Origin of the sequence: Streptomyces sp. P9-2 (genome assembly GCF_051903975.1) — a bacterium.
In the GTDB taxonomy this organism is placed as follows: domain Bacteria; phylum Actinomycetota; class Actinomycetes; order Streptomycetales; family Streptomycetaceae; genus Streptomyces; species Streptomyces cellulosae.
Map to the genome: position 1 here is coordinate 6,494,666 of NZ_CP192633.1, position 15,750 is coordinate 6,510,415.

The window sequence follows — 15,750 nt, forward strand, 5'->3', positions numbered from 1 at the left end:
GACTTGACGCATGGACGACGCGTTGCGGGACCGGCTCGGGGCGGGGAAGTACCTGCTGCTCACCAGCTACCGGAAGAACGGCACGCCCGTCGCCACCCCGGTGTGGGTGGTGCGCGACGGTGACGCGCTCGGTGTGTGGACCGCCGCCGACTCGTGGAAGGTCAAGCGGATCCGCGCCCGCGGGGACGTCCTCGTGGGGCCCTGCGACCTGCGGGGCAATCCGACCGGCGACCAGGTCCCGGCCACCGCGGAGATCTGCGACACGGCCACGACCGCTCGCTACCGGCAGCTCATCGCGCGCAAGTACGGGCTGATGGGCCGCCTCACCCTGCTGGGCAGCCGGCTGCGCCGGGGCGTGGACGGCACGGTGGGCATCCGGATCACCCTCTGAACTCGGCCCGTTCCGCCGGACGTCGGGGCTGTCAGGTCCAGGCCCGCAACGGCTCGTCGACGAGCTGGAACACAGGCTCGCCCCGCACCGGGTCCTCGGCGGTCGACAGCCGTACCCGGTCGCCGCTGTGGATGCCGATCGGCGGGCCCATGACGCGGCCCCGCACCACGAACCCCTCGGCCATCTCTATCAGCGACACGTTGCGCGCCGCCGGGGTGTTGCGGTGCAGCACCGTCGAGTGGCGCACCGTGCCGAAGCCCGCGCTGCGTTCCGTGCGCAGGTCGCTGCCCTGACAGACCGGGCACAGCAGCCGGTGGTACATCGCCGTGCCGCACCAGGTGCAGCGCTGGAAGAGCATGGCCTCCTGGTCGGAGCCGCGCCCTGCGGGGCCCTGCGGTTCGAGCAGGCGCGTGGAGCCGGCTGCCTGCTGAGCGACGCTCCCTGAGAAGTGGTACACGCTGGTCAACTCCCTGCACTCGGCCGGACTTCCGCGTGTCCGGTGGACCGGACACGCGCGCCTGCCCGGTGGCCGTGCCACCGCGCACGGTCACAGAGTATGGCACTGAGTGCCACGCGTAAAGGCACTCAGTACCCTCTTCTGTGGAGGGCAAGGTGATGGGTCTGCACCGGCGAAGGCCGGGCATACGGGCAACACCCCTACGGAAGGAGCTCGTTCATGCTCGGCATAGTGGCGGCGGTGCTGTTCTTCATCGCTTTCCTCATCAACGCGGCGGACATCGCGACCAACGACGTGTTCTCCTCGGTGAACGTGATGCTGCTGGGGCTGACGGCCCTCGCTCTGCACGTCGCCGGCATCGGGGCGAACCGGCCCCGCAGACGCTGACCCGTCTTCGGCCAGGGGCCCGGTGGCGTGAGCGCTGCCGGGCCCCCGGTCGGTCCGGCCGCTGCGACGCTCTCGTACCGGGCCGGCGAGCAGGTCCCCCTCGCCCCGACCGAGCTGAGGCTGCTCCTGGAGTTCGCCGAGCACCCCGGCATCGTGCCGGACCGCCAGACCCTGCTGCGCAACGTGTGGGACTACGGCTGGGACGGCGACTCCCGCGTGGTCGACCTGTGCGTGCAGCGGAGGAACCGAGCCCCGAGACGGCACCGGCGTACGAGCGTGCCCTGGCGCCCGCCTACCGCCACCACTTCCACCAGGTGACGGTCGGCATCTGAAGTGTGTATCCGCTGCGCCACGCGCGCAGCCTGGCGATCATGCCGTGGTCCCGGGACCTGCGCGCCACCGCCCAGACGCGCCACGGCCCCCTCACCGTCTACGTGGCCCGCCTTCCGTCGGTACGGGTGAACCCCACGGCCGGCTTCGCGACAGCCGCCCGCGACGAGGCACTGCGCCGCCTCACGACCCACATCCGGTCGGAGGACGCCCCCGTTCGCTGCTGCCGGGCGACTTCAACGACTCCGCCGACGACCGTGCCCTGCGCCCGTTCACCTCCCGCTTCACCTCGGCGCAGGCGACGGCTGGCGCGGGGTTCGGGTTCACCTGGCCGTCGGGCTTCCCGGTGGTCCGCATCGACCGCATCCTCGTCGACGGAGTACGGGCCACGTCGGCCCGGACCCTGCCGGCCGCCCGGAGCGACCACCTCCCGGTGGCGGCGACGATCACCTTCTGACGTGCGGAGACGGACGACCTGCGGAACGGTGGCGGGCAGAGCGATGAACTTCGCACGGCGACGGGGTCAGCCCCTGCATGCCGCGCCCGCCACCGGACCGGCCCCGCCGCACCTCCCGAGGAGATCCGCATGACCGCGACCTACACCTTCGACGTCTTCTCCAGCCTCGACGGCTACGGCGCCGCGAGCGGCGACTGGACCGGCTACTGGGGCAAGCAGGGCCCGCAGCTCCTCGACCACCGGCTCGCCCAGCACGCGGGGGAGCAGCGCATGGTCCTCGGCGCGAACACCTACCGGGCCTTCGCCCAGATGATGGCCGAGAGCACCGACGAGTCGGACGTCCGCGACCCCTGGGTCACCCGCATGCGCACCCTGCCGACGATCGTGGTCTCCAACACGCTCCAGGAGCCGCTGGACTGGCCGGACGCCACGCTCGCCAAGGGCGACGCGGTCGACGTGGTGGCCCGCCTCAAGGAGGAGTCCGACGTACCGCTGCGCTCGCACGGCAGCCTGTCGATGAACCGCGCCCTGATGGCCGCCGGCCTGGTCGACCGCCTCCAGGTGACGGTCTTCCCGGTCGTCACCGGCCGCACGGGCCTGGACCGCATCTTCGAGGGAGCGGCCGACTTCGATCTCGAACTCCTGGAGTCCCGCACCCTGGACGACCGCATCCAGGAACTGGTCTACCGGCCGACGCCGCACTGACGCCCCGGAGCGCGGCAGGAGCCTCAGCGGCGCGCGCCGGACCGCCCAACGACCCGTACGGCCCCCTCCATCCGCGTACGGCCCGGAGTTACAGTGGGCGTCACTGCCAGCACGCGGGAGGGGACCTGCCGTGACCGGAACCGCACCCGCGACCCAGGCGATCCTTCGCCACCCCGACCGGGCGACACGCTTCGTGCCGAACACGGGCGTCACCCGGATCGGCGTCACCGGCCACCGCTCGATCCCGGCCGCCGCGCTGCCCGCGGTGCGGGCACGACTGCACGCGCTGTTCGACGGCCACGGAGACGACGTGCAGCTGGAGGCGCTGACCAGCCTCGCCGCCGGGGCCGACCAGCTCTTCGCCGACATCGCCCTGGCGCACGGGGTGCCGGTGACGGCCGTGATCCCCGGCATGGACTACGAAACCCACCTGGGCGACGCCGCCACCGTGCACGACTACCGGCGCATCCTGCGGGCCTGCACCGAGCGGGTGCAGCTGCCGTACGAGCCGACGCACGAGGAGGCGTACTTCGCGGCGGGCCGGTGGATCGTCGACCACGCCGACCACCTGGTCGCCGTGTGGGACGGCCGCCCCGCGCGCGGACTCGGCGGCACCGGCGACGTGGTCGCGTACGCGCACCGCTGCGGGGTTCCGTTCACCGTGCTGTGGGAGCCGGGCGTCCTGCGCGACTGACCGCGCCCGGCGCCGTCACCGTCCGAACGTGCCCAGCCAGTCCGAGTGCTGCGGGGAGACCAGCCGCTCCGCCTCGGCCACCGCTTCCGCCCAGCCGCTCTCGGTCACCGTCGTCGTCATGGCGACCCGCAGGGTGTCCAGATCCTGTTCGACGAGCGAGTGCGCGTAGGTGAGCGGCCGGTGCCGGCGCAGCTCCTGCCACGCCACGCCCGCCGCCGCGGCCGTACTGAACAGGCCTGTCAGATCCCAGCCTTCGAGGAGGCCGAGGGCCCGCAGCACGGCGGCCGTGAGGGCGAGCAGGGTCAGGAGGGCGGTGACCGACGACCAGAGCGCCGCGGCACGGTGGGACTGGGAAGCGCGGCGCTTGTACCAGAGCTGCTGTTCGAGCAGCCGGTCACGGAGGTAGATGTCCCGGCGCACCTCGAACGGTTTGGACCGCACCGCCCGCATGGTGGCCGTGATCTGTCCCGCGCCCCGGGCGGCGGGCCCGTTGCGGGGGTCCTGCCAGCCGACCTTGCGCAGCTCACGCAGCCGCGCCTCCAGGCGCTCCTCGAACAGCGCTTCGGGGTGGTACACCCGGGAGTGGAAGGGGCCGCCGTGGACCATGTACTGCCACGCCAGCGACTTCAGCAGCTCGGCCGCGGCCCGGTGCGCCTGCCAGCGGGTGCGGGCGCGGCGCCGGGAGATGTGCAGGCCAAGGGCGATGCTCGCGGCGTACAGAACCGCCGCGACCACGGCGGGGGCGCGGCTGTCGAGACGTTCGGCGAGCATGGCGGCCGTGGTGGCGGCCAGCAGCACGAACAGCTGCGTCCGTACGACGCGAAAGGATTCACTCCGACGGGCGATCGCCCATTGATCACTTGATTGGAACAACGGCGGCAGGTCTCTGTCGCTGACCATGGTGCTGGGCCCAGGAACAGCGGCGCTCATCGACCACCCCCGAAGTCTTCGGCCGCGCTGAGGGCTTACGAGTATGCGGTGGCGGCCGACCTATGGCTAGCGCCTGGGGTAGGGTCCGCCTCGAACCGTGCTGTCCCCACAGCAGTTGTCCGAGGACCACCATGGCACCGGCCTCAGGTCCCCCCTGGACCGGGGACAAGCCGGCGCCCATGGAAGGAGACATCGGAACGATGAACGAACCAATGATCGCCGAGCGCATCTCAGTGTCCCGTCGACGCCTCACTCCGCTCGCGGGGATCGACCCGCGCGCCGCCGCGAGGACGGCCGCCCGGGTCCAGAGCGGCGACGGCCGGCAGCAGACCAGGCCGGTCACGTTCAACTCCGGAGTCTGAGCCCGCTCGGACCTCGGAGACGACGACTGAGCGGTACCGTCGTCAGCGGTGGGGTCCCGCCCGGTTCGCCGCCGGGCGCGGCCCGTTGCCGACCCCGGACGGCGCGCCGCCGCTGTTCGGGTCAACATCGTTTGACAGCAGGGCATTTGGCGCGCCGCACACCTGGGACCGCGATAATCTGTCGTGATGACGGTCCTCGCGGGCGTTCCGCTCCGCCAACTCGTGCTCAAGATCCACAGTCGCTGTGATCTGGCATGTGATCACTGCTACGTCTACGAGCACGCGGACCGCAGCTGGGAAGCACGGCCCAAGGTGATGGCCGAGGAAACGGCCGCACGGACCGCCCGCAGGCTCGCCGACTACGCGCGGTCGCACCAGCTCGAATCCGTCAGCGTGATCCTGCACGGCGGGGAGCCCCTCCTCGCGGGCCCCGCCCGCCTCCGTGCCGTCTGCGCCGAACTGCGCTCCACGGTGGGTGCGGTCACCGATCTGGACCTCGCCATCCACACCAACGGCGTGCAGTTGAGCCGACGTCACCTGGACGTGTTCAAGGAGTTCGACGTCCGCGTCGGCATCTCGCTCGACGGCGACCGTGCCGCCAACGACAGGCACCGCCTCGACCGCCGGGGCCGCAGCAGCTACGACCGGGTCCTGGCCGCCGTCCGGCTGTTACAGGCACCCGAGTACCGCCACCTGTTCGGCGGGCTGCTCTGCACCGTCGACGTGGAGAACGACCCCCTCGCCGTCCACGAGGCGCTCACCGCGCTCGACCCGCCCCGCATCGACTACCTCCTGCCTCACTCCACGTGGGACACCCCGCCCCCGCGCGGTTCCTCCGGCTCCCCGACGCCGTACGCCGACTGGCTGCTCGCCGTCTTCGACCGCTGGCTGGAGCAGGGGCAGAAGGTGCCGGTCAGGACCTTCGACTCCGTGCTCAGCACCCTGCGCGGAGGACCCAGCCTGACCGAGGCCATGGGACTGGCTCCCTCCGACCTGGCCGTCGTCGAGACGGACGGCGCCTTCGAGCAGGCCGACTCCCTCAAGGTCGCCTACGACGGCGCCCCGGCCACCGGGTACGACGTCTTCCGACACGGCTTCGACGAGTTCGTCCGGCACCCCGGGGTCCAGGCCCGCCGGCTCGGCATCGCGGGCGTCTCCGAGACGTGCCGGCGATGCCCCGTCGTGCAGTCCTGCGGGGGCGGCCTGTACGCCCACCGCTACAGCAGCGACCGCCTGTTCGACAATCCGTCCGTCTTCTGCGCCGACCTGCGCGCTCTCGTCGACGGCATCGCGGAACGCATCACCGAGCGGGCCTTGTTCCCGGGCGTCACCGACGCCGGTGAACTGCGCCTCGCCCAGCTCGAACGGGACCGCGAACTCCTCGCCCACCTCAACGAACGCCTCGCGGGCGACGCCGACTGGGACGCGATCTGGCAGAGCCTGCTCCACCTGGACGCCGACGAACGGACCGCCGATCACCTCGACCGGGTGCTGGCCCACAGCCATGTACGCGCCTCGCTGGCGCACGCCCCGGCCGGCGCCGGGATCACCGCCCGCGTCGCGACGGCAGCGCTGGCGGCCGCCGTCCACGCCCGCTCGTCCCTGCGCCTGTCCTGGCTGCACCACGCCGACGTGCTGCACCTGCCGACGCTCGGCACGCTGACCCTGTCCGCCCCGACACGCATCCAGGCGGAGGTGGACGGCGCATCGCTCACCGTCACCCAGCCGGACGGCAAGCGGATCAGGGTGAAGGGCGATGCTCCCGCCCCCCGGTGGCGGCCGTCGGTCCACGTGGACGTGCCGGTACTCGGGCAGTTGCTCGTCGACGACGCCGACCCCTGGCGCGACCGCTTCCAGGCCGAGGTGGCCGAGCCCTTGGACCTCTCCGCACTGGCCGCCTTCGCGGAACTACTGCGCAAGGCCCACCGCATCCTGTCCAGGCAGGACCCCACCTGGGCCGACGGGCCCAACGCCCTGCGAGCCGACACCGTCACCCCGCTCGCCCCCGGCGCCGGAGTGCGGCTCGACGCCGACGGGACCGGCGCCCTCGGTGTGGCACTCGACGCCGAACCGGCCGCCGTCGCCGACGCACTGCCCCGGCTGGGCCGTCTCGCCCGCCTGGCCGCCCTCCGGCGGGCCACCGACCTCCATGTGCCGGGCACCCGCGCCGGCAGCCTGCTGACCGACGCCGTCGAAGCGCTGGCGAGAGGGGTCCGCGCCCGTGCGGAGTCCGCTCTGGAGGAGCTGGACGGTCCTGCGGCCCGGGACCTGACCGGGACCGGTGCCGCCCTGGTCGAGGAACTGCGAGCGGAGGCGGGGCTGTTGCGTGACTGACCGGGCGGCGTTACGGACCCTGCTCGAGAACGCGGGCGTCCCCCGAGGCGGTGTGCTCATGGTGCACGCGTCCCTGAGCGGCACCGGCGCGGCCCCCGAGACCGTGCGCGACGCACTGCTCGACGCCCTCGGCCCCGGCGGAACGCTGGTGGTGCCCGCCTTCACCCCGGAGAACTCCGACACCTCCCGCGCCCACCAGCAGCTCATCGCGGGACTGGACGAACAGGAGATCCGGGAGTTCCGGGCCGCCATGCCGCCCTACGATCCGGACACCACCCCGTGCCCCACGATGGGCGCCCTCGCCGAGTGCGTACGGACCACACCCGGCTCCGTGCGCAGCGCCCACCCGCAGACCTCCCTGGCCGGACTCGGCCCGCGCGCGCCCGAGCTGCTCGACGGTCATCATCCGCACTGCCACCTCGGCGATCGTTCCCCGCTCGCCCGGCTGTACGCGGCGGACGCCCGCGTCCTCCTGCTGCGCGTCGGATTCGAGGTGTGCAGCGCCCTCCACCTCGCCGAGTACCGGACGACCCCGCCGCCTCCCCGCCGGACCTACCGGTGCGTGGTCGAGGACAAGGGCAACTGGATCGAGTACGAGGACGCAGCCCTGGACGACAGCGACTTCGCACGCCTCGGCGAGCGGCTGCCGAAGGAACTCCTCGTACGGCGGGAATGGTCGGGACGACCCGTGGTCCAGTTCCGCATGCGTCCCGTCGTCGACGAAGCGGTTCGCCAACTCTCTTGCCGTACCGCACGATTGGCGTGAAACAGGCGGTCCGCAGGGGGTAGTTGTGGGGCACATTTGTTGGCCTCGGTCGGTGCCCGGATGGCGGGGGCGGCAACGGGTGGGGGGAAGTGTTGAGCGTACCCGGAGGGGAACGGAGCCGGGCTTGGGACGAGCAGCCCTATTTCTTCCTCAGTTACGCGCACACACCCCGTGTGGGCAACGGCGGCGGTGACCCCGACCATTGGGTGCGCAACTTCTACCGGGACCTCTGCAACACCATCATGGTGCTCACCGACCTGCCCGCGCACGTGCCCGCCGGATTCATGGACCGCGAGATGAGCTCCGGTGACGGCTGGCCACAGGTCCTGAGTGAGAACCTCGCACGATGCCGGGTGTTCGTGCCCCTGCTGTCCCGGCGCTACTTCGCCAGCGAGATGTGCGGCCGGGAGTGGTACGCGTTCCACGAGCGGCAACTGCGGGTCCAGGCCGTCGACGGTAGGGAGGTGTCCGCCATCGTGCCCGCCCTGTGGACCGGCATCGACCACACACAACTGCCGGACTCCGTACGCCACATCCACCTCGACCACTCCTCCTTCGGCGACCGGTACGCGACCAACGGCATCTACGGTCTGATGAAGCTGAGACGGCTGCGCGACGAGTACGAGGAGACCGTCTACACGCTCGCCCAGCGCATCGTCCAGGTGGCCGAGCAGACCGCGCTCCCGCCGAGCAGACCCCGCGACTACGAACACACCCCCAGCGCCTTCCGGCCACGCGGCGAAGGACCCCGGCGCATCCATCTCACCGTGGCCGCGCCCACCCGCCACAGCCTCCCGGAGAACCGCGACCCCGGGCCCTACGGCGACGACGCCCAGGACTGGAACCCGTACCACTCGGAGTCGACCCGGCCGCTGCCCGCGATCGCCCAGGAGCTCATCCGCTCGCTGGACTACCGGATCACCGTCTCCTCCTTCGACGACGAGGACACCGACACCGTCCCCGGGGAGACCGGGCCGGGCCCGGACGGCAAGGCTCAGGCCCGTCCCGGCATCCTGCTGGTCGACCGCTGGGCCCTCACCGACGACGAACGACGCCGCCGGCTGCGGGACTTCGACCGGGCGTCGCGCCCCTGGACCAGCGCTATCGTGCCCTGGAACCGGGCGGACCTGCAGTGCCACAGCGAGCAGGGGAAGCAACTGGCCGCGACCCTGGAGGAGACGCTGCCGCACATCCTGGAACGCGGCAGACGCACCGACTGCCGTATCGCGGTCAACGGCGTCCCCACGCTCAAGGCGTTCACCGACGTGCTCCCGGCCGTCGTGGCGCACTCCACCCGGCAGTACCTCAAGCACGCCGAGGCCCATCCGCCGCCCGGCCCGCACGTACCGAGGCCACGGCTCCTGGGGCCCGTCCAGCCGCCGTACCCGGCAGGCGAACCCGACGACGAAGGAGAAGCATGACGGCCGCGCGGGACGGACGCATCATCACGTTCTACTCGTACAAGGGCGGCACCGGGCGGACCATGGCCCTGGCCAACACGGCGTGGATCCTCGCCGCCAACGGCAAACGCGTCCTGGCGGTCGACTGGGACCTGGAGGCGCCCGGACTCCACCGCTTCTTCCACCCGTTCATGGACCTCAAGGCGCTGGCGGCCACCCCGGGCGTCATCAACATCATCGAGGACTACGCCTGGGCCGCGACCACGGGCCCGAGCGAACGGCCCGACGACTGGCACCTGTCCTATGCGAGCGTCGAACAGCACGCGCTGTCCGTGAACCCCGAACGCTTCGACCTGACCTTCCCGGACGGCGGCTCGCTGGACTTCCTCTCCGCGGGACGGCAGGACCGGGCGTACTCGACCACGGTGACGTCCTTCGAATGGGACAACTTCTACGAGCGCCTCGGCGGCGGCAAGTTCCTCGACGCCCTGCGCGCGGACATGAAGGCGACCTACGACTACGTCCTGATCGACAGCCGCACCGGCCTGTCCGACAACGCCGACATCTGCACCATCCAGATGCCCGACGTCCTGGTGGACTGCTTCACCCTCAGCGACCAGTCCCTCGAAGGCGCCGCCGCCGTCGCCCGGAACATCGAGGAGGGCTACCGGCCACGGCGCATCCGGGTGCTGCCCGTGCCGATGCGCATCGACGAGGGCGAGAAGGAAAAGGTCGACGCGGGCCGGGCGCTCGCCCGGGCCCGGTTCGAGGGCCTGCCCAAGGGGCCCGGCGGCCGCGAACTCAGTGCCCAGGAGCTGAGCGCCTACTGGGGCAACGTCGAGATCCCCTACCGCCCCTACTACGCCTACGAGGAGACCCTCGCCACGGTCGGCGACGAGAGCGGCATCGCCAACTCCCTGCTGTCCGCCTTCGAGCGCCTGACCGCCGTCGTCACCGACCGCGAGGTCACCTCCCTGCCGCCGCTCCCCGAGTCCACGCGCCTGCGCTGCCGCGACGCCTACGTGCGACGGCGGCCGCACGCGGCGGCCGCCGGTTTCCTCGTCGCCTACGCCGCCGAGAACCGCACCTGGGCCGACTGGGCCCGTCATCTGCTGCGCAGGGCGGGCTGCGACGTCACACTGCACGACATATCGACCGGTCCCGTGACGCCACCCGACCCGTCCGTCCGCACCGTGGTGCTGCTGTCGAAGGTGTTCGAGACGTCCCGGCACGCCGACTCCGCACGGCACGCCCTCACCGGCCGACAGGACGACACCGGCCGCCCGCCGGTCGTCACGGTGCGGGTGGACGAGGTCCAGCACCTCCCGGAGAGCTTCGTCGACCTCCTCCGCCTCGACGAGGAGGAGTGCGTGACCGCCCTGCTGCGCGCACTCGACCTGCCCCTCCAGCCCGTCGAGTCGGCATCCTCCGCACCCCGCTTCCCCGGGAACACGCCGGCCATCTGGAACGCGCCGCAGCGCAGCGCCACCTTCACCGGACGCAACGCGATCCTGGAGCGGGTGCGCAACCAGCTCGGCGGCACCGGCGGACCGCCCCAGCCCCAGGCCCTGTGGGGACTCGGGGGAGTGGGCAAGACCCAGCTGGCCGTCGAGTACGTGCACCGCTTCATGGCCGACTACGACCTGGTGTGGTGGACGTCCGCCGAGCACATCGACGACGTCGTCGCCTCGCTGGCCGAACTGGGGGCGCAGATAGGCGTCCCCGGTGGTGACGACATCACCCTGGCCTGCCAGGAGACCGTGCAGCGCCTGTCCCGCGGACTGCCCACGAAACGCTGGATGCTGGTCTTCGACAACGCCGACTCACCGGAGCAGCTGGCCCGTTACTTCCCCAAGGGCGGAGGCGGCCACATCCTCGTCACCTCCCGCAACCAGGGCTGGGCCCAGCAGGGCCTGGCCGAGCAGATCGACGTCTTCCTGCGCGAGGAGAGCGTCGAGCACCTGATCCGCCGGACCGACGGGGGACTGTCGGCCGAGGAGGCCGAGCGGGTGGCGGAGGCCGTCGGCGACCTGCCGCTCGCGGTGGAACAGGCGGCGGCCTGGCTCGCCGAGACCGCCACCCCCATCGACCAGTACCTGGAGCAGCTGTCCCGGCAGACCACCGCGGTGCTCGCGATGAACCAGCCGGCCGACTACCACGAGACGGTCGCCGCCACCTGGAACATCTCGATCACCCAGATGCAGGGGCGCTCCCGCGCGGCTGTGCGTCTCCTCCAGCTGTGCGCCTTCCTCGGCCCCGAACCCATCTCCTCGAAGCTGCTGTACAGCAAGGAGATGATCGACGCACTCAAGCCGTACGACCCCGCGCTCCAGGAAAGCCTGCTGCTCGGCCGGATCATCCGCGAGATCGGCCGGTTCGCCCTCGCCAAGGTCGACCAGAAGACCAACAGCATCCAGGTGCACCGCCTGGTGCAGGCGGTCATCCGCTCGCAGATGTCGGAGGAGGAGCAGCGGGAGGCCCGCCGCGTGGTGCACCAGGTGCTGGCCGGCGCACGTCCCGACGGCGACGAACCCATCGACGACCCCGAGACCTGGACCCGGTTCACCCTCATCTGGCCGCACCTCGCGGCCTCCGAGGCCCGCAGCAGCGAGGTGACGGAGACCCGCAGACTGCTCATCGACCGCGTCCGTTACCTGTGGAAGCGCGGCGACTTCCCCGCCGCCAGGCGGCTCGCCGAGGACGTGCTCGACCACTGGCGGACGACGCTGGGCGAGGACGACATCCAGTACCTGTACCTGCGCTGCCAGCTCGCCAACATCCGGCGGTCCCAGGGGCGTTACGTGGAGGCGCTGGAGATCGACGAAGAGCTGCTGGAGAAGCAGACCCGGGTTCTCGGACCCACCCACCCGCACACCTACGTCACCATGTCGTCGCTCGCCATCGACCTCGCGGCCCTCGGCGATTACCACAGGGCGGTGGAGCTCGCCCGACAGGCGCACCGCGGCTTCGGCCAGATCTTCCACGAGTCGCACCGGCGTACCCTCAGCGCGGCCAACAACTACGCCCTCGCCCTGCACATGATCGGCGAGTACGGCGAGTCGCGAAAGATCGACCAGGACACCCTGGACCGTCGCATGGACGTCCTCGGCCCGGAGCACCCCTACACCCTGGCATCCATGGAACGTCTCGGCCGTGACCTCAGAGAGGTGGGCCAGTACACGGAGTCCGTGGCGATGCTGGCGCGCGCCTACGACGCGCACAAGCGCCTCCTGGGCAAGGAGTTCCCGGGAACGCTGCGGTGCGCCAAGTCTCTGGCGGTGTCCCTGCGCAGGAACGGTCAGCTCGAGGACGCCCGGCGGCTCACCACCGCGACCCGGGAGCAGTACCGGGCCCAGTACGAGTCTCCGACGCCCGACTCCCTGGCCTGCGATCTGAACATGGCGGCCGACCTGTTCGCGGCGGACGAGCGGGAGGCCGCACGCGAGGCGGCCCTCGAAGCGCTCGCCGAGTACGTGAAGGTGCCGGGCGAGGCCCACCCCTACACCCAGGCCGCTTTCAACAACCTCGGCATCTACCACTGGGGTTGCGGCGATCTGGAGGAGGCCCAGGCCGTGTTCCTGAAGGTGCTGACCCGGATGACGGAGGTGCTCGGCGAGGAGCACCCCCACACGGTGTTCGCGAGCGTCAACTACTCCAACGTGCTGTTCGACAAGGGGCTGGTCGAGGAGACCCTGGCGCGGGAGGAGAAGGCGCTGACCGTGCTGCGCGTCGTCCTGGGCGAGCACCACCCCGAGACCCTGGCGGTGACCGCCAACCTCTCCCTCACCCTGCGGGCGTCGGGCCGTGACACGCAGGCCCGGGCGCTGCGGGACGAGGCGCTGTCGGAGCTGCGCCGGCTGCTCGGTGAGGACAACGGCATCACCCGGCTGGCCACGAGGGAACAGCGCATCTACCGGGACCTCGAGCCCCTCGGGGTGTGACGGCGGATCAGTCGGAGAGCAGCCAGTCGAGAACCTGGGGGAGAGCCCGGAGCGAGGCGAAATGGGCCGCCGCGGGCTCGAGGACGGCCGTGGCGCGCGGGATGCGTTCCGCCAGCCACGCCGCGTGCGACGCCGGGGAGAAGACGTCCATCTGCCCGTGCCACAACAGCACGGGCACTCTGATCGACGCGGGGTCGAAGCCCCACGACCCGGTCAGGGCGAGCACGTCGTCGATCCAGCCGTAGGGCGAAGTGCCCAGCGCCTCGCGGTAGTTGCGCAGCAGCATCGAGCGGACGGTGTTGTCGGAGACGATCATCCGGTCGTCGGCGGTGAGATCCTCACGCAGTTCTTCGAGCAGCCGTGCGGGGTTCTCCCGTATGCGCGTGGAACGAGGGATCATGTCGGCGGCGAACCGTTCCGGATCGCGGAGGGCCGTCCGGAACTCGGTGACGTTCGACGGCGCCATGCCCGCGAACCAGTTCAGCCCCCGCGCGTCGCGCGGTGCGAGCCCCACCATCGCGGCGGCCCTCGTCACCCGGTCAGGCAGCAGCGCCGCGCAGGCCAGGGCGTGCGGGCCGCCGCCGGAGCGGCCGACGACCGCGAAGCGGTCCAGGCCCAGGGCGTCGGCGACATGGGCGACGTCCTCGGCGACATCCGCGACCCGCCGCCCGGGCCGGCGGTCGGAGCCGCCGTAGCCGGGACGGTCGTAGCTGATGAGCCGCGCGCCCCGCTGGTACAGGAAGAGGGACCGGGGTCTGGGACCGACCCGGCTGCCCGGCATGCCGTGCAGCAGGAAGACGGGGCGCCCGCGCGGATCCCCCGAGACCTCGATCCGTAACCGCCGTCCGTCCGCCGTCCGCACATGGTCGGGCACCGCAGCAGCTCCCCCTCCCCGGATCCGCGGTTCAGGACCCGGCTGCCCGGACTCTGCCCGGGCCCCGCACCGCCGAAACGACGGGGAGGGGGCGGCGACCGGGCCCGCGGAGCCGTTCCTATGATCGACACACGTCGCCCCGAGGAGCCCCGATGCCCGCCACCCGCCCCCGCATCCTGTACGTCACCGATCTGGCCTACCCGGCCCGGGGGCGGCGGTACTGCGACGAGGACGTCTTTCTCACCTCCCGGCTGCGCGAGGACTTCGACCTCGCGCTCTGCCATCCGCGGGACGCCGCCGCGCTGATGGGCGGGTTCGACGCGGTCGTCGTGCGCAACAGCGGGCCCGTGCTCGGGTATCTCGACGCCTACGAGGAGTTCCGCGCGCGGGCGCTCGCCGGCGGGGTGCCCGTCTACAACCCGCTGACCGGGCGCGGGGACATGGCCGGCAAGCAGTATCTGCTGGACCTGACCGACGCCGGGATGCCGGTCATCCCCACCGTGGGCCGGCCCGAGGACCTGCACCGGCTGCCCCGTGCGGAGCGGTACGTCGTCAAGCCGCGGCTCGGCGCCGACTCGCACGGGCTGCGGATCGTCCCCGCCGCCGAGGCGTCCGCCCCCGTCGACGGCGACGTCCTCGTGCAGCCGTACGTGGACTTCGCCTACGAGGTCTCGTTCTACTTCGTCGACCACGACTTCCAGTACGCCCTCCACGCCCCCGACCCCGCCGCGCGCTGGCGGCTCGAGCCCTACCGGCCCACCCCCGCCGACCTGGACTTCGCCCGGCGGTTCGTCGAGTGGAACACCCTCGGCCACGGCATCCAGCGGGTGGACGCCTGCCGGGCGCCGGGCGGGGAGCTGCTGCTGGTCGAGCTGGAGGACCTCAACCCCTACCTGTCGCTCGACGCCCTCGACGACACGACCCGGGACGGGTTCGTCTCCTCGATGGTGGCCTCGCTTCACCGGTTCCTGGGGGAGAGCGGCGGCTCCCGCGGCTGAACCGGCCGCGCCCCGGTCACGTATCTCTCGCCGTAGGCGGCTCAACTCCCGCGTCAGGCACGGAAGGAGAGCGATGTGACCACCGCACCGGGGTCCGGTCCCCCCGAGGGGCCGCCCCTCGAACCCGTCCGCGTGCTGCGCGCCCGCCGCACCGACGCGCTCGCCGAACTGTTCCGGGACGTCGAGCGGGGCGACGCGGAGCACGAGGAGGTGCCGCCGGCCCGGCCACCGGAGGGGGCGGAGGACGTCACGCAGGAGCTTCCGCCGGTGCCGGGCGGCCCGCCGCCGGAGTACGCCGGGCCGTCACGGCTGCGCAGGGCCGCGCCCGCCCTCGTGGTGGCCGTCGCCGCGCTGGCCGGGTTCGGCGGGGCGCTGCTGTTCACCGAGCGGCCCGCCGACGACCGCGCCACCGCCCCTGCCTCGTCACCCGCGTCCGCCGCACCAGCGCCGCCGCGCACGGCCGTCCCCGCCGAGGACGGCTTCCTGCGCGAGGGCGACGCGGGCCCCGAGGTGGCCGCCCTCCAGGAACGCCTGCTGCGCATCCCCGACGTCTACCGCGACGGCACGACCGACGGGCAGTACGACGCCACCCTCCGCGAGGCGGTCGCCCGCTTCCAGCTCTGGTACGGCATCCGCGGCGACGAGGAGGGCGTCTACGGCGACGACACCCGCCAGGCACTGGAGTCGCGCACGGGCGGGCCGGGGGGTGGGAACGCGGCCTGAG

At 72.0% G+C, this 15,750-nt stretch carries 15 protein-coding genes and 1 pseudogene; 13 read left to right on the forward strand and 3 right to left on the reverse strand.

The features are described 5' to 3' along the window. Positions 1 to 10 precede the first annotated feature (10 nt). A complete protein-coding gene (locus tag ACQY0Z_RS29410) occupies positions 11 to 391 on the forward strand; it encodes a PPOX class F420-dependent oxidoreductase (protein ID WP_189900199.1) in 381 nt (126 codons plus the stop codon). 31 nt (positions 392 to 422) lie between these two features. Here ACQY0Z_RS29410 and ACQY0Z_RS29415 read toward each other — a convergent pair whose 3' ends face one another. Beyond that, positions 423 to 848 carry a Zn-ribbon domain-containing OB-fold protein gene (locus ACQY0Z_RS29415; protein ID WP_189900197.1) on the reverse strand — a complete coding sequence of 142 codons (426 nt, stop codon included), beginning with the start codon at positions 846 to 848 and terminating at the stop codon, positions 423 to 425. Positions 849 to 1,067: 219 nt separating this feature from the next. Between ACQY0Z_RS29415 and ACQY0Z_RS29420 the strand changes: the two genes are divergently transcribed. From ACQY0Z_RS29420 to ACQY0Z_RS29440, 5 genes and pseudogenes are all read left to right on the forward strand, one after another. Continuing rightward, positions 1,068 to 1,235, forward strand: coding sequence for a hypothetical protein (locus ACQY0Z_RS29420; RefSeq protein ID WP_189900195.1), 168 nt, complete (start codon positions 1,068 to 1,070; stop codon positions 1,233 to 1,235). A gap of 78 nt (positions 1,236 to 1,313) precedes the next feature. Next, positions 1,314 to 1,553 (forward strand): annotated as a pseudogene (locus tag ACQY0Z_RS29425) (winged helix-turn-helix domain-containing protein); the annotation flags it as partial. A gap of 58 nt (positions 1,554 to 1,611) precedes the next feature. Then, on the forward strand, positions 1,612 to 2,022 hold the full coding sequence (locus ACQY0Z_RS29430) for an endonuclease/exonuclease/phosphatase family protein (protein ID WP_337662787.1): 411 nt from the start codon (positions 1,612 to 1,614) through the stop codon (positions 2,020 to 2,022). Positions 2,023 to 2,151: 129 nt separating this feature from the next. Continuing rightward, on the forward strand, positions 2,152 to 2,727 hold the full coding sequence (locus ACQY0Z_RS29435) for a dihydrofolate reductase family protein (protein ID WP_189900193.1): 576 nt from the start codon (positions 2,152 to 2,154) through the stop codon (positions 2,725 to 2,727). Positions 2,728 to 2,887: 160 nt separating this feature from the next. Continuing rightward, on the forward strand, positions 2,888 to 3,421 hold the full coding sequence (locus ACQY0Z_RS29440) for a hypothetical protein (protein WP_189900499.1): 534 nt from the start codon (positions 2,888 to 2,890) through the stop codon (positions 3,419 to 3,421). Between the two features lie 15 nt (positions 3,422 to 3,436). Here the strand turns inward: ACQY0Z_RS29440 and ACQY0Z_RS29445 are convergent, their stop codons facing one another. Continuing rightward, positions 3,437 to 4,321, reverse strand: coding sequence for a DUF4231 domain-containing protein (locus ACQY0Z_RS29445; RefSeq protein ID WP_347226024.1), 885 nt, complete (start codon positions 4,319 to 4,321; stop codon positions 3,437 to 3,439). Positions 4,322 to 4,551: 230 nt separating this feature from the next. Between ACQY0Z_RS29445 and ACQY0Z_RS29450 the strand changes: the two genes are divergently transcribed. The 5 genes from ACQY0Z_RS29450 to fxsT all read left to right on the forward strand — a co-directional run bounded on the left by ACQY0Z_RS29450 (position 4,552) and on the right by fxsT (position 13,154). Beyond that, positions 4,552 to 4,713, forward strand: a complete 162-nt coding sequence (locus tag ACQY0Z_RS29450; RefSeq protein ID WP_439813097.1) for a hypothetical protein — start codon at positions 4,552 to 4,554, stop codon at positions 4,711 to 4,713. A 186-nt stretch (positions 4,714 to 4,899) separates the two neighbouring features. Next, entirely contained in the window at positions 4,900 to 7,047 is a 2,148-nt protein-coding gene (gene fxsBH / locus ACQY0Z_RS29455) for a radical SAM/SPASM protein FxsBH, inactivated beta-hydroxylase extension form (RefSeq protein WP_381726645.1), read from the forward strand. Between the two features lie 58 nt (positions 7,048 to 7,105). Beyond that, positions 7,106 to 7,813 (forward strand): AAC(3) family N-acetyltransferase, encoded by a 708-nt coding sequence (locus ACQY0Z_RS29460; protein WP_189900185.1) that lies wholly within the window; start codon positions 7,106 to 7,108, stop codon positions 7,811 to 7,813. Between the two features lie 89 nt (positions 7,814 to 7,902). Then, positions 7,903 to 9,234, forward strand: coding sequence for a TIR-like protein FxsC (locus ACQY0Z_RS29465; RefSeq protein WP_439813098.1), 1,332 nt, complete (start codon positions 7,903 to 7,905; stop codon positions 9,232 to 9,234). After that, complete coding sequence (gene fxsT, locus ACQY0Z_RS29470) at positions 9,231 to 13,154, forward strand: FxSxx-COOH system tetratricopeptide repeat protein (protein ID WP_439813099.1); 3,924 nt, start codon at positions 9,231 to 9,233, stop codon at positions 13,152 to 13,154. The genes ACQY0Z_RS29465 and fxsT overlap by 4 nt, the downstream gene beginning before the upstream one ends. A gap of 7 nt (positions 13,155 to 13,161) precedes the next feature. Here fxsT and ACQY0Z_RS29475 read toward each other — a convergent pair whose 3' ends face one another. After that, a complete protein-coding gene (locus tag ACQY0Z_RS29475) occupies positions 13,162 to 14,028 on the reverse strand; it encodes an alpha/beta fold hydrolase (RefSeq protein ID WP_254586850.1) in 867 nt (288 codons plus the stop codon). Between the two features lie 152 nt (positions 14,029 to 14,180). On the opposite strand from ACQY0Z_RS29475, the gene ACQY0Z_RS29480 reads away from it, so the two are divergent. Beyond that, on the forward strand, positions 14,181 to 15,026 hold the full coding sequence (locus ACQY0Z_RS29480; protein WP_254586849.1) for a hypothetical protein: 846 nt from the start codon (positions 14,181 to 14,183) through the stop codon (positions 15,024 to 15,026). Between the two features lie 75 nt (positions 15,027 to 15,101). After that, the gene (locus ACQY0Z_RS29485; protein ID WP_189900178.1) at positions 15,102 to 15,749 is read left to right on the forward strand and encodes a peptidoglycan-binding domain-containing protein; all 648 of its coding nucleotides are present in this window, start codon (positions 15,102 to 15,104) and stop codon (positions 15,747 to 15,749) included. Position 15,750: the final 1 nt, after the last annotated feature.